This is a genomic window from Propioniciclava sp. LT432 (assembly GCF_059515965.1).
The window spans coordinates 13,586-26,998 of record NZ_JCAKNE010000008.1; the positions used below are offsets into that span (position 1 = coordinate 13,586).

A 13,413-nucleotide genomic window follows, 5' to 3' on the forward strand; every position below is an offset into this window, starting at 1 on the left:
GGGCCGCCGGATGTCGGCACCGACCGACGGCCCGACGTACCGTCCCGTGGCCAGACGACGGTCGGTGCAGGAGCCGAGTGGCCAGTATGTTGAGGGTCAACACGTCCAATGAAGGAGTCCCTCGTGTCCGACCTTGTCGCCACTGCGTCCAGCGCCTACCAGCAGGCCCTGTCCGTCATCGAGACGGTCGAGCCGCGGATCAGCGGCGCGATCCGCTCTGAACTCGCCGACCAGCGCTCCTCGCTCAAGTTGATCGCGTCCGAGAACTACGCCTCCCTCGCCACGCTGCTGACGATGGGCAACTGGCTCAGCGACAAGTACGCCGAGGGCACCATCGGCCACCGCTTCTACGCCGGGTGCCAGAACGTCGACACCGTCGAGACCGTCGCGGCCGAGCACGCGCGCGAACTGTTCGGCGCCGAGTACGCCTACGTCCAGCCCCACTCCGGCATCGACGCGAACTTGGTGGCCTACTGGGCGATCCTGAACAAGCGGGTCGAGTCCCCCACGCTGGAGCGCCTCGGCGCCAAGACGGTGAACGACCTGTCCCACGACGACTGGGAGGCGCTGCGGCGCGAGTTCAACGCCCAGCGCGTCATGGGCATGAGCCTGGACGCCGGCGGCCACCTCACGCACGGCTTCCGCCACAACATCTCCGGCAAGATGTTCGAACAGCACAGCTACGGCACCGATCCCGAGACCGGCCTGATCGACTACGACAAGCTGCTGGCCGACGCCAAGGAGTTCAAGCCCCTGATCCTCGTGGCGGGCTACTCCGCCTACCCGCGTCGGGTGAACTTCGCGAAGATGCGCGAGATCGCGGACGCCGTGGGCGCGGTCCTGTTCGTGGACATGGCCCACTTCGCGGGTCTGGTCGCGGGCAAGGTCTTCACCGGCGAGGAGAATCCCGTCCCCTATGCCGACGTCGTGGCGTCCACCACGCACAAGTCGCTGCGCGGCCCGCGCGGTGGCTTCGTGCTGGCGACCAAGGAGTTCTCCGATGCGGTCGACAAGGGCTGCCCCATGGTGCTCGGCGGCCCGCTGTCGCACGTGATGGCCGCCAAGGCGGTCGCCTTCGCCGAGGCACGGACGCCGGACTTCCAGGCCTACGCACAGGCCGTCGCCGACAACGCCAAGACCCTCGCCGAGGGCCTGATGAAGCGCGGCGTGAAGCTCGTCACCGACGGCACCGACAACCACCTCGTCCTGCTGGACGTGGCCACGTCCTTCGGCCTCACGGGGCGCCAGGCCGAGTCGGCCCTGCTGGATTCCGGCGTGGTCACGAATCGCAACTCGATCCCGCTTGACCCGAACGGCGCCTGGTACACCTCCGGCGTCCGCATCGGGACGCCCGCGCTCACCTCGCGCGGCTTCGGCGCGGACGACTTCGACAAGGTCGCCGAGCTGATCGTCGGCGTCCTGAAGGACACGACGCCGGTCACGGCGTCCACCGGTCAGCCCGGCAAGGCGAAGTACACGATCGCCGACGGTGTCGCCGAGCGCACCAAGGCCGCCGCCGCGGAGTTGCTGGACGCCAACCCGCTCTACCCGGGTCTGACCCTCTGAGCGTCCCCCGCCTGCATTTCCGGGTGGCAGGATCCCAAGAATTCTTGGGGTGTTGCCACCCGGACATGCATTCAGCGCTGCAGCAGCGTGCCCTCCACCGTGGTGATGAAGTTGCGCAGCGAGTCCGGCAGGTCGGAGAGGTGCCAGCCCTCGGGGCCGTGGTACCAGTCGAGCTCCTGCTCGTCCGGGGTGTCGTCGCCGTCCGTGGCGGCGAGACCGTCCAGCCAGCGATCGGCGCCGCCGAGCACCACCGCGTAGGGCAGCACCTCGGACAGTTCGGCCACCTGGCGACCCGGCGGCAGCTCTTCGACGGGATGGGTGAGCAGTTGTCCGCGCAGCAGGCCGAGACCGGCGAGCATGCCCGCGCCGGCGCGGGTGCGGGTCGGCGCGTCCTGCGCGAGGAGCCCGAAGGCGCCGGCCAGGGCCACGAGCACCAGCCCGGCCACGCCGAACGGGGTCAGGGCGATCAGCAGGAGGGCGCCCAACACGGCCACGGCGAGGAGCGCCCAGCCGACCCGCGACATGACCGAGCGCACGGCGTCCGGACGCCGTGAGAACCAGCCACGCCCCACCACGTTGTCGTACAACTGAGACCGGACGTCCGGGAGGACGTCGGCCACGCACGCCCCCAGCGCGGAGCAGAGCGTCGACCCGCCCGCGGGCGCCACGGCCTCCAGGAGCGTGCGCTCGTAGGGCCTCAACTCGTCGCCGGACGCCCTGCGCACGAACTCCCAGTCGGCGCGCGCGAACTGGCTCGCGTGGGGCAGTTCGCGGATCAGCAGGTGCCCCCGGACGGCCAGGTCCAGCAGGGTGGCCGTGATGTCGACGGGGTCGACCGACTCGTCGACGAGGGTGCCGACCTGACCCGGGCGGATCCCGTCGGAGACCTGGAACTCGGAGAACCCGGCCCCCGCCGGACGGAAGGTCCCCACGACGGTCGGGGTCACGTCCTGCGTCTCGTCCGCGGCGAACCGGCGTCGCAGGAGGAACAGGCCGACCAGCCCGACCAGGGCGAGCGCCGCGGCGATGCCGAGCGGCAGTGGCGCCAGGGACAGGGCCCCGTCGAGCGTCCAAAGCTGGACGACCTGCGCGTTGGACGCCACCCCAGAGGGGAACCGAACCAGGACCTGAACCACCTCACCCGCCCCGCGGGGTCCGTCGTGGAACGTCGGGACGGGGTTGTCGTGCGTTCCGCCCGAGTACCACACGCAGGCGCCGGGCGAGGCCGGCGGCCCGGCGGCGCAGTCGATCATCGTGAACGGGGCCGGGACGGCGACGGTCGCCTCGAAGGTGCCGACCGGCAGGTTGAGTCCTTGGAGGAGGCGCCAGGTCACGGTCGTGGACCCCTCGGTCGCGATCGCGGCGCCGTGCACGGTGTACTCGAGCACCACCGGCCGGTCGTCCGTGACCGGGATGGTCACCACGTCGTAGCCGCCCTCGGACGCGACCCGCACCTCGGCGTCCGACCCGCCACGGGAAGCGCGGACCTCGCTGAGGTCGAAGCGGTATTCGCGTGACCCACTCGTGGGCAGCGTGGTGGCGAAGCGCTGGATGATCTCGCCCGCCCCACCGGTCGGGGTGATGGTGGCGGACACCTTCAGGGTGCCGTCCGGCTCGATCCGGGCGTCGACGAGGTAGGACTCCACCTCAGTTGCCGCTGAGGCGGGGAGGGGCATGGCAAGGAAGGCCACGGCGAGGAGCAGCGCCGCGACGACGCGGCCCAGGGCGGTGCGGACGGGGCTCACCCTCCTGAACCTACCGCACGGCCGCTAGGGTGGTCGCGTGAGCCAGACACCGTGGGGAGCCCCTCCGCCGCCGCTGCCGCCGCGGCCCCGCCAGTCCTGGCCCCAGCAGCAGTGGCAGCCACCGGCGCAATGGCAGCAGCCCGCCCAGTGGCAGCCACCGGCCCAGTGGCAGGTCTCCGGACAGTGGCAGGGCTCCGGGCAGTGGCAGCGCCCCCCGCAGCAGCCGTGGCCGCCTCGGCCGCCCCGCCGGCGCCGCAGCGGGCTCGGCAACGCCGTCCGCGTCGTGCTCGCGGTGGTCGCCATCCTGATGGTCGCGTCGTTCGTCCGTGGGCTGCTGGACAGCGCGTCCGGCCTTGAAGTGCCGGGCCGGACGACGCAGCAGGACCCCCCCGCCCCCCAGATCCCGGGCGACCCGACCTCTCCCTACAAGAACGAGGGCTACGCTCCCCCGCCGCCGACGCGGAACCCGCCGGCGCTGCCCGGCCCGCGCAGCTTGGACGCCGCGGGCCGCCTCGTCCAGGAGAACCCGCTCTACGACCAGTCGATCCCCACCCCGACGAACTGCCGGATGGACTCACTCGACGTCAACCGGGCCTCCGCCCAGGAGAAGCAGGAGCACTTCAACGACTTGATGGGGTGCCTCATGACGGTGTTCGCCCAGCCGGTGGAGGCGTCCGGCTTCGAGATGCCGCGTCCGCCCGTCACGGTCTACACCCGGCCCATCAAGACCGCCTGCGGTGACTTCTCGGAGGTCAACGCCGCCTACTGCACCGGCGACCAGCGCGTCTACTACGCCAACTCGCTGCTGCGGGCCTTTCCCCCCCAGGTGGCCGACACGGAGTACGCGGCGGAGATGATCCTCGCCCACGAGTTCGGCCACGCCGTCCAGGCGCGGACCGCCATCCTCATCTCGGAGAAGTACCTGGAGCAGGAGGCCCCGAGCGAACGGGCGACCCTGGACCTGTCACGCCGCACGGAGGTCCAGGCGGACTGCCTGTCCGGCCAGTACGTCCGTTCCGTTGCGCGGAGCCAGTCGCTGGATCCCGCTGAACTCGACGCCCTGAGCGAGCTCGCGTGGAACCTCGGCGACGACGTCCTGTCCGGCCAGGTCGGCTACTCAGGGGGTCACGGCACCGGCGAGTCCCGTCAGGACTGGTTCAACCGGGGGCTCTCCTCGGACACCATCTCCGCCTGCAACTCGTTCGTGGCCTCCGCGGACGAGGTGCGCTGAGACACCACCAACGCCGTTGCCACGGCGGCCACGCCCTCACCGCGACCGGTGAGGCCCAGGCCGTCCGTGGTCGTGCCGGCCACCGAGACGGGCGCACCCACGGCGTCCGACAGGACGCGCTCCGCCTCGGCGCGGCGTCCGGCCAGTCGTGGACGGTTGCCGATCACCTGGATCGCGACGTTGCCGATCTCGAACCCAGCCGCGCGGACCCGGCGGGCGGTCTCGGTGAGGAAGGCCACTCCGGACGCCCCGGCCCACGCCGGGTCGGACGTGCCGAAGTTGGAACCGAGGTCGCCCAGGCCCGCGGCGGACAGGAGCGCGTCGCATGCGGCGTGCGACGCGGCGTCCCCGTCGGAGTGCCCCGCCAGACCGGCCGGCTCGTCGGGGAAGTGCAGCCCGGCGCACCACATCGGCACGCCGGGGGTGAGGACGTGGACGTCCGTGCCGATTCCGACCCTCATGCCCACTCCCCTCGCGCGGCGATGGCTTCGGCGACCACGAGGTCGAAGGGCTCGGTGACCTTGAAGGCGTTCCGGGAACCCTCGACGAGGACGACCTCGCAACCGATGAACTCGGCCGCCGCCGCATCGTCGGTGACGGTCACCACGGTGTCGTGAACCTCGGCGTGGGCCTCCTCGAGGATGCCCCGGCGGAAGCCCTGGGGCGTCTGGACGCCGCGCAGGCGCGAGCGATCGATCACGACGGAGCCCGTGTCGTTGACTTCACGAATGGTGTCCGATACCGGCACCACGGGGACGACCGCGTCGGCTCCGGCGCGGACGGCGTCCACCACACGGCTGACCACCTCGGGGGGCACGAAAGCCCGCGCGGCGTCGTGGACGAGGACCACCTGGTGCTCGGCGAGCTCGGCAGGGAGGTCCGGGAGGGCGGCGATCCCGTTCGCGACGGAATGCTGTCGCTCATCCCCACCGTCGACGATGACCACGGGCACCGGCGCCGACTCGAGGGCGAGGGTGAACGCCCGCCGTTCGGCGGCCGGGATCACGACCACGACCTCCCCCACACCACCGGCGGCCAGTTGCGCCACCGCGCGCGTCACCAGCGGGACGCCGGCCACGGGCACGAGCGCCTTGGGGACGTCGGCCCCCAGGCGGGAACCGGAACCGGCCGCCACCACGATGGCGACGACCGGCACGGGATTGATGTTGTGGGCCATGGACTAGGAGGCGAGCACCTCGTCGAGCATGACCTCGGCCCGGTCGTCGGAAACCTTCTCCGCCAGGGCCAGTTCGGAGACCAGGATCTGGCGCGCCTTGGCCAGCATGCGCTTCTCGCCTGCCGACAGCCCACGCTCGCGCTCACGACGCCACAGGTCACGGACGACCTCGGCAACCTTCATCACGTTGCCGGAGTGCAGCTTCTCGAGGTTGGCCTTGTAGCGACGCGACCAGTTGGTGGGCTCCTCGGTGTGCGGGGCGCGAAGCACGCTGAACACGCGTTCGAGGCCATCGGCGTCGACGACGTCGCGCACGCCCACCAGGTCGAGGTTGCAGGCCGGGACCCGCACCACCAAGTCGTTCTGCCCCACGATGCGGAGGACGAGGTAGAGGCGCTCCTCTCCCTTGATCGTCCGGGTTTCGATGTCTTCGATCACAGCGGCACCGTGGTTCGGGTACACGACCGTTTCACCGACCTGAAAAGTCATATTCATAGACCCCTTTCCCGCAGGCCAGTCTACCACGGGGCCTTCGGGACCGACAGGGACGAAAGACCTTGTCACACGGAAATCGAACTCTTGACAAGCGTCCGACACTGTGCTCGGCGGTAGACGTGTCCCCATCTCATCGGCTCCACCCCAGCCTAGGACCGCGACCCGCCGGGCGCCAACGACACCCCGAATCGCGCCGCATGTTGCCGTGGCACGCACACGTCCCTCGGTCCCGGTTTCGCAACGTTGTCCACCGCGGGGTAGCACGGCTAACCATCACCAGCGGTGTTTCGTTATTGTGTCGTCGAGATTCACCGACCCAGGAGGCTCCTGCCATGGATTCCAGCACCCGTCGCCGTAGCCGGGCCGCGCGTACCCTCGTCGCCGGTGTCGGCGTCAGCCTGCTGCTGACCGGTTGTGGGTTCGACGCCCAGACGCTCCAGTCGTACACCCCCGCGCACGGCGTGAACGTCGACGTCCCGGCCGGTGAGGCCGGGCGCCTTCTGAAGGTGCGCAACCTGCTGCTGGTCTCGGACGGGTCCGGCAGGGGCGTCGTGTCGGCGTCCATCGTCTCCCCCGTCGCGGACACCCTCACGAAGATCGAGGGTGCTGCACGCAAGCCCGACAACTCGGTCGGTGCGCCGCTCAAGGTGACCGGCGACCCCGTCAAGCTGGACGCCAACCGCATGGTCGTCCTGACCGACGGCGACGGCTTCACGGTGACCAGCCCCGACCTCGAGCCGGGCCTCACCGCCGACGTGACGCTGACGTTCAAGTCCGGCGCCCAGGTGAGCGCGATCGCGCCGGTCATGTCCTCGGAGAGCGCGATCTACGCCTCGATCACCCCGGCACCGTCGGCGTCCGCGCCGTCAGCCTCCGCGCCGTCGGCGTCCGCGCCGTCGGCGTCCGCGACTCCGACCCCCTGAGCGAGGCTCACTCGCCGTAGGTGCTCTCCTCGGAGAACAATCGGCTCACGGACTCGCCGAGGTGGATGCGCCGCACCGCCTCGGCGAACAACGGGGCCACGGAGAGCACCTTGAGGCGATCGACGGGCTTGTCCTGGGGCACCGTGTTGGTCGTGACGATCTCGGCGATCCCCGAGAGCGCGTTCAGCCGCCCCGGTGCCGCCCCGGTGAACAGGCCGTGCGTGCACGCGACGGAGATGCTGTTGACCCCGTACGCCGTCAGGGCCTCGATCAGGGTGACGATCGACCCACCCGTCGCGATCTCGTCGTCCAGGACGATGCAGTCCTTGCCCGCGACGTCACCCACGATCGCGTCGATGATGACCCTGTCGTCCGCGGTGCGCCGCTTGGAACCCGCCGCCACCTCCACGCCCAGCCTGCGGGCGAACCGGCCGGCCTCCTTGGCGTTGCCGAAGTCGGGCGAGACCACGATGGTGTTGGACAGGTCCCGGCCACGGTAGTGATCGGCCAGGACGGGCAACGCGGTGAGGTGGTCCACCGGCACCGAGAAGAAGCCGTGCACCTGCTCCGAGTGCAGCGCCATCGTCAACACCCGGGTCGCGCCCGCCGTGGCCAGCAGGTCCGCGACCAGGCGGCCGCCGACCGAGATGCGCGGAGCGTCCTTCTTGTCGGACCGCGCGTAGGCGTAATGGGGCATGACCACGTTGACGTGGGCGGCGGACGCCCCGCGCGCGGCGTCCACCATCATCAGCAGCTCGAAGAGGTTCTCCTGCGTCGGCGGAACCAGCGGCTGGACGATGTAGACGTCGCGCTGGCGGCAGTTGGCGCGCAGCTGCACCTGCATGCAGTCGTTGCTGAACCGTTGGAGGCGGGTCGGGGACAGTTCGACACCCAACAGGTCGCACATCTCCTGGGCGAACTCCGGATGGGCCTGGCCCGAGAAGACGACGACATCGCTGGTCACCCGCCGCATCCTACGCGGGTGGCCGCGCCACGGCGTCCGATCGTCAGCCGTTGAACTTGTAGCCCAGGCCGCGGACGGTGACGAGGATCTTCGGGTTCGCGGGATCGGACTCGATCTTGCCCCGCAGCCGCTTCACGTGGACGTCCAGCGTCTTGGTGTCCCCCACATAGTCGGCGCCCCAGATGCGATCGATCAGTTGCCCGCGCGTCATCACGCGGCCCGCGTTGCGGAGCAGCATCTCCAGGAGCTCGAACTCCTTCAGTGCCAGTCGGACGGCCTCGCCGTCCACCCACACCTCGTGGCGTTCCACGTCCATCCGGACGCCCGCGCCCTCGATCACGTCCGGCACCAGCTCGGTGTCGACCCCCCGGCGCAGCACGGCGCGGACCCGGGCGACCAGTTCACGGTGGCTGAAGGGCTTGGTGACGTAGTCGTCCGCCCCCAGCTCGAGACCCACGACCTTGTCGATCTCGGCGTCCCGAGCGGTGACCATGATGATCGGGACGGTGCTGCGCTGGCGCAGGCGTCGGCAGACCTCGGTGCCCGAGAGTCCGGGCATCATCAGGTCGAGCAGCACGATGTCCGCCCCATGGCGCTCGAACTGCGCGAGGCCCTCCTCGCCGTCCGCCGCCAGGATCACCTCGAAGCCCTCCTTGGTGAGCATGAAGCTCAGGGCGTCCCGGTAGCTCTCCTCGTCCTCGACGATCAGGACCACGCTCATGCGACTTCCTCCTTCTCGATGGGAGCGGCAGGCAGGGTGACGGTGAACGTCGACCCACTGCCGAGCTTGCTCCACACGGTGACCTCGCCGCCGTGTCCTTCGACGATCTCCGCGACGATCGACAGCCCGAGCCCCGTGCCGCCCGTCTGGCGGCTCCGGGCGTAGTCGACGCGGTAGAAGCGCTCGAAGATGCGCTTGGTGTCCTCGGGGGCGATGCCGATGCCGTTGTCCGAGACGGCGATCGCCACCCTGTCGCCACGCTGGGCGTCCTCCACTGCGCGCGTGGTGACGACGACGCGCGACTTGTCGTCGGAGTAGGTGATCGCGTTGTGGACGAGGTTGGCCAGGGCTGTCACCAACTGCTCCCGCGACCCGCGCACGGCCAGACCGCTGACGCCCCCGCGGGTCAGGGTGATGCGCCGGCTCTCGGCGATCTGACGGCTGCGGTCGAGCGCCATGCCGACCAGTTCGTCCACCTCGAGACGCTCGGCGTTGGCGGGCGCCTGCCCCTGCAACCGGGACAGCTGCACGATCTGCGCGACCAGCTGCGAGAGCCGGCTGGACTCGGACTGGATCTTGCGCGCGAACCGGGCGATGGCCTCCGGGTCGTCCGATGCCTGCTCCACCGCCTCGCCGAGCAACGTGATGGCGCCCACCGGGGTCTTGAGCTCGTGCGTGGCGTTCGCCATGAAGTCCCGCGCGGACGCCTCCACACGCAGCGCGGCGCCACGGTCGTCGGCGACGACCAGGACGTTGCCGTCGTCCAGCCGCAGCACGCGGACGGCGAGTCGCTGCTCGGCGCGCCGGGCGCGGGTCTGGTCGAGGTTGACCGCCAAGGTCTCTCCCGTGCGGCGCACCTCGCGCACGAGGTCGAGCAGCGCGGAGATCACCACGCGGTTCGCCCGCACGATGCCCATGCTCCCGGCCAACTCGTTGGCCGCGAGGATCTCGTCCACCGGCCCGATGATCGCGGCACCGCAGCGCAGGGCGTCGATCACGCGCTGCCGCTCGGCCAAGGGATCCAGGGGCGGACCGTCGGCCCGGGGTCGCAGGACCCACCAGGCCAGCAGGTACCCGACCATGACGCCCACGACCACACCGATCAGGGCGGCGAGAGCGGGTGTCACGCACGTCAGCATACGGTGCCACCGGCCCGTGGGCCCCCGTCCATGCCCCCTCCCCGCTGAGGAATCCGTTGGTTCACCGAGAGTTCATCCGGCGTTCCCCCAGCGCGTCCGTTTATGCTTGTCGCTGGCCGTAGTGTTGCGGCCCAGCCACCCACCTCCGGTTGACCGCGAACCGCACTAGCAGAGGAGCTCACATGCGTGAGAGCTACCACGAGGAACTCACCGCCGTCGTCGATGACCTCATCACCATGACGGAACGCGTCGAGGTCGCCGTCCAGGACGCCACGAAGGCGCTCCTGACGAGCGATCTGGCCGCGGCGGAGAAGGTGATCAGCGATGACGCCGTCCTCGACCAACTCCACGACGACCTCGAACAGCGATGCTTCTCCCTGCTCGCCCGCCAGGCGCCCGTCGCAGGAGAGTTGCGCACCTTGGTGGCGGCGCTGCGCATGGTCGCCGACCTCGCTCGCATGGGCGACCTGGCCGCCCACATCGGCAAGATCGCCCGCATGCGCTACCCGCGGGGCGCGGTGCCGGAGTCGATGCAGCCCAACTTCCAGCGCATGGCCGTCCTGGCCGTCGAGATGGTCGAGTTGGCTGAGCGCACACTCCGCGACCGCAACATCCTGGACGCCGAGAAGATGGCCGAGCACGACGAGGAGGTCGACCAGCTGCGCACCCACCAGTTCACGCTCCTGCTGGACGAATCGTGGAGCCACGGCATCGAGGCCGCCGTCGACTGCGCCCTCCTGGGTCGCTACTACGAGCGCATCGCCGACCACGCGGTCCTGATGGGCTCCCGCGTGATCTACATCGTCACGGGCCTGCACCCCGAGGGCGAGAACTGGACCATCGCCTGATCCAGAGCGTGAGCAGGGGCCGACGGACACACGTCCGTCGGCCCCTGCTTTTCCCGACTACTACTTCTTGCCCTGGTTCTTCACGGCCTCGATGGACGCCGCGGCGGCGTCCGGGTCGAGGTAGCGGCCACCCTTGGTGACCGGCATGAAGTTGTCGTCGAGCTCGTAATACAGCGGGATGCCGGTCGGGATGTTCAGGCCCGCGATGTCGGCATCCGAGATGTCGTCGAGGTGCTTGACCAGCGCGCGCAGCGAGTTGCCGTGGGCGGTGACCAGGACGACCTTGCCCTCGGCGAGGTCAGGCTTGATGTCGGACTCCCAGTAGGGGAGCATCCGCGCGACGACGTCCTTGAGGCACTCGGTCTGCGGGCGCTCGTCCTCGGGGATGTCGGCATAGCGCGGGTCGTTCCACTGGCTGTACTCGGCGTCCTTCTCCAGCACCGGCGGCGGCGTGTCGTAGCTGCGGCGCCAGGCCATGAACTGCTCCTCGCCGTACTTCGACAGCGTCTCGGCCTTGTCGAGGCCCTGAAGGCCGCCGTAGTGGCGCTCGTTGAGACGCCAGGAGCGGGACACGGGGATCCAGTGGCGATCGCACCCGTCGAGCGCGAGGTAGGCGGTGTGGATCGCACGGCGCAGCAACGACGTGTGGAGCTTCTCGGGGAGCAGGCCCTCGGCCTTCAGGAGCTCGGCTGCCTTCTTGGCCTCGCCGACACCCTTCTCGTTGATGTCCACGTCCACCCAGCCGGTGAACAGGTTCTTCTGGTTCCACTCGCTCTCGCCGTGGCGCAGCAGGATCAGCTTGTGAGTCATGGGTCGAGCCTATCGTCCGACGCTTCCCCACACGGCCCGAGCAGCTTCCCGCGGAAGCACTCTGCGAGACGGCACGATGAGGGGGTCCGGCCCCGAGGAAGCGCCCGCCGAACTCGCCAACAAGGAGTCGAACAACCTTCTCCACCCTTTTCGTACTCCCATGCGTTTTGTCGGTGGCGAGTCCCAGGTTTGGATCATGACCCACCCCCGGTCCAGCCAGCCCGGCGCTCCCTCCGCGTTCGCGGACGTGCGCGGGGCGCTGTGCGCCGTCGAGGTCGCGGGCCTGACCGATGACGAGCGCATCGAGGCGATCCGTGACCTGGAGGCGTTGAAGAACACCGCCGCGGCCATCCAGGCGAGGCTGACCGTCGACTTCGACGCCTCCCAGCGTGAGGTGCAGCGTGAAGCGGGAGTGCCGGCCGCGAGGTTGGGCCAGGGCGTCGCCGCCCAGGTCGCGCTGGCCCGGCGGGAGTCCCCGAACCGGGGCCAGGTCTTGCTCGGGCTGGCCAAGTGGCTCACCCACGAGCTGCCGAACACCTTGGCCGCGTTGGCTGACGGCGTGCTGTCGGAGTACCGGGCGGTCCTGGTCACCCGGGAGACCGCGTGCCTCACCCGCGAGGATCGAGCCACGGTCGACTCCCTCGTGTGCGGCGACCTGCTGCGCGTGGGGGCGCTGGGCAACAAGGAGCTCGTCGCCGAGGTGAAGCAACACGCCTACCGGCTGGACCCGCACTCGGTGGTGCGCCGCAACGAGCAAGCGGTCCAAGACAGGTGCGTCTCCCTGCGACCGGCTCCCGACGCGATGAGCTACCTCACCGCGTTGGTTCCCGTCAGCCAGGGCGTGGCCTGCTACGCCGCGCTGAAGCAGGCCGCCGACAGTGCCCGGGCGGCCGGGGATGACCGCTCCCGCGGGCAGGTGATGGCCGACACGCTCGTGACCCGCACCACCGGCCAGGCCAGCGCCGAGGCGGTGGCCGTCGGGGTGCACCTGGTGATGACCGACCGCACGCTGCTCCAGGCGGACGCCCACCCCGCCGTCGTCGTCGGCCACGGGCCGCTTCCCGCCGGGTTGGCCACCTCCATCACCCTGCGTGACCAAACCTGCCGGACGCCGTGGTGCGATGCACCCATCCGGCAGACGGACCACCCCCAGCCCGTCTCGGCAGGTGGTGAAACCAGCGCCGACAACGGTCAAGGCCTGTGCGAGGCCTGCAACTACGCCAAGGAAGCCCCCGGCTGGCGTCACACCAAGGTAAGGGGCAGGTCCGTCGAAACCCCCTCCGGTCAGCGCTACCCCGTGGTCGACCCACCACCGTGGCCTGTCGAGTGCCCTCCAGAGCAGGACACCTCCAACGAGACCGCTGCTTGAGACGGCGCGGTCCTGCCCGCATGTCCTGGGGGCCCAGCCTCAGCCGCCGATGGGCGTGTCGAGGACCTCGAGGATGTCGACGGTACCGCCCCAGGCGGTGTGGGGGTGACTTTCCAGCATGCTCTTCAGGGCGTCGGGTGACTCCGCCTCGAGGATGGAGTAGCCCCCGATGGGCTCATCGATGGGCGTGATCGCCTCGAGGGGGGCGCCGGGATCGACCACGGCGGTGCTCACCTTCTCACGCCAAGCGTTGAAGGCGGGCCAGCCGGCCGCCGCATCGATCGCCATCTCCTCCGACATCTGGTCGGCGGCACTCTCGGGTGCCCGGTACAGGATCAGGTACTTGGCCATGATGTGACCTCCTTGGGTTAGCCGTATGGTGCGCCCGCCACTGCGTGCGCACAAGGGTGAGGGGCCACCCCCGG

At 70.1% G+C, this 13,413-nt stretch carries 14 protein-coding genes; 5 read left to right on the forward strand and 9 right to left on the reverse strand.

Annotated features, from left to right (window positions below):
• Positions 1-108 precede the first annotated feature (108 nt).
• Complete coding sequence (locus AC5YDV_RS05595) at positions 109-1,566, forward strand: glycine hydroxymethyltransferase (RefSeq protein ID WP_496182349.1); 1,458 nt, start codon at positions 109-111, stop codon at positions 1,564-1,566.
• Positions 1,567-1,637: 71 nt separating this feature from the next.
• Here AC5YDV_RS05595 and AC5YDV_RS05600 read toward each other — a convergent pair whose 3' ends face one another.
• Positions 1,638-3,311: a DUF2207 family protein gene (locus AC5YDV_RS05600; protein ID WP_496182350.1), complete on the reverse strand. Its 1,674-nt coding sequence runs from the start codon at positions 3,309-3,311 to the stop codon at positions 1,638-1,640.
• Positions 3,312-3,348: 37 nt separating this feature from the next.
• On the opposite strand from AC5YDV_RS05600, the gene AC5YDV_RS05605 reads away from it, so the two are divergent.
• A complete protein-coding gene (locus AC5YDV_RS05605; RefSeq protein ID WP_496182351.1) occupies positions 3,349-4,542 on the forward strand; it encodes a neutral zinc metallopeptidase in 1,194 nt (397 codons plus the stop codon).
• Here the strand turns inward: AC5YDV_RS05605 and ispF are convergent.
• Genes ispF through AC5YDV_RS05620 form a run of 3 tightly spaced genes read right to left on the reverse strand, consistent with a single transcriptional unit; the run spans position 4,458 to position 6,208 of the window.
• A complete protein-coding gene (gene ispF, locus AC5YDV_RS05610; RefSeq protein WP_496182352.1) occupies positions 4,458-5,003 on the reverse strand; it encodes a 2-C-methyl-D-erythritol 2,4-cyclodiphosphate synthase in 546 nt (181 codons plus the stop codon). The two genes, AC5YDV_RS05605 and ispF, sit on opposite strands and share 85 nt — an antisense overlap.
• Positions 5,000-5,719 carry a 2-C-methyl-D-erythritol 4-phosphate cytidylyltransferase gene (gene ispD / locus AC5YDV_RS05615; RefSeq protein ID WP_496182353.1) on the reverse strand — a complete coding sequence of 240 codons (720 nt, stop codon included), beginning with the start codon at positions 5,717-5,719 and terminating at the stop codon, positions 5,000-5,002. Before ispD ends, ispF begins: the two co-directional genes overlap by 4 nt.
• 3 nt (positions 5,720-5,722) lie before the next feature.
• On the reverse strand, positions 5,723-6,208 hold the full coding sequence (locus AC5YDV_RS05620) for a CarD family transcriptional regulator (RefSeq protein WP_496182354.1): 486 nt from the start codon (positions 6,206-6,208) through the stop codon (positions 5,723-5,725).
• A gap of 338 nt (positions 6,209-6,546) precedes the next feature.
• On the opposite strand from AC5YDV_RS05620, the gene AC5YDV_RS05625 reads away from it, so the two are divergent.
• The gene (locus AC5YDV_RS05625; protein WP_496182355.1) at positions 6,547-7,137 is read left to right on the forward strand and encodes a hypothetical protein; all 591 of its coding nucleotides are present in this window, start codon (positions 6,547-6,549) and stop codon (positions 7,135-7,137) included.
• A 7-nt stretch (positions 7,138-7,144) separates the two neighbouring features.
• Here the strand turns inward: AC5YDV_RS05625 and AC5YDV_RS05630 are convergent, their stop codons facing one another.
• Genes AC5YDV_RS05630 through AC5YDV_RS05640 form a run of 3 tightly spaced genes read right to left on the reverse strand, consistent with a single transcriptional unit; the run spans position 7,145 to position 9,949 of the window.
• Positions 7,145-8,101: a ribose-phosphate diphosphokinase gene (locus AC5YDV_RS05630; RefSeq protein ID WP_496182356.1), complete on the reverse strand. Its 957-nt coding sequence runs from the start codon at positions 8,099-8,101 to the stop codon at positions 7,145-7,147.
• Positions 8,102-8,144: 43 nt separating this feature from the next.
• Positions 8,145-8,822: a response regulator gene (locus AC5YDV_RS05635; protein WP_496182357.1), complete on the reverse strand. Its 678-nt coding sequence runs from the start codon at positions 8,820-8,822 to the stop codon at positions 8,145-8,147.
• On the reverse strand, positions 8,819-9,949 hold the full coding sequence (locus AC5YDV_RS05640) for a sensor histidine kinase (RefSeq protein WP_496182358.1): 1,131 nt from the start codon (positions 9,947-9,949) through the stop codon (positions 8,819-8,821). The genes AC5YDV_RS05635 and AC5YDV_RS05640 overlap by 4 nt, the downstream gene beginning before the upstream one ends.
• A gap of 194 nt (positions 9,950-10,143) precedes the next feature.
• Between AC5YDV_RS05640 and phoU the strand changes: the two genes are divergently transcribed.
• Positions 10,144-10,809, forward strand: coding sequence for a phosphate signaling complex protein PhoU (gene phoU, locus AC5YDV_RS05645; RefSeq protein ID WP_496182359.1), 666 nt, complete (start codon positions 10,144-10,146; stop codon positions 10,807-10,809).
• 60 nt (positions 10,810-10,869) lie between these two features.
• On the opposite strand, the gene AC5YDV_RS05650 is transcribed toward phoU, so the two are convergent.
• A complete protein-coding gene (locus AC5YDV_RS05650; protein ID WP_496182360.1) occupies positions 10,870-11,619 on the reverse strand; it encodes a phosphoglyceromutase in 750 nt (249 codons plus the stop codon).
• A gap of 196 nt (positions 11,620-11,815) precedes the next feature.
• Between AC5YDV_RS05650 and AC5YDV_RS05655 the strand changes: the two genes are divergently transcribed.
• Positions 11,816-12,988: an HNH endonuclease gene (locus AC5YDV_RS05655; RefSeq protein WP_496182361.1), complete on the forward strand. Its 1,173-nt coding sequence runs from the start codon at positions 11,816-11,818 to the stop codon at positions 12,986-12,988.
• Positions 12,989-13,027: 39 nt separating this feature from the next.
• On the opposite strand, the gene AC5YDV_RS05660 is transcribed toward AC5YDV_RS05655, so the two are convergent.
• Positions 13,028-13,339, reverse strand: a complete 312-nt coding sequence (locus AC5YDV_RS05660) for a YciI family protein (RefSeq protein ID WP_496182362.1) — start codon at positions 13,337-13,339, stop codon at positions 13,028-13,030.
• Between the last annotated feature and the right edge of the window lie 74 nt (positions 13,340-13,413).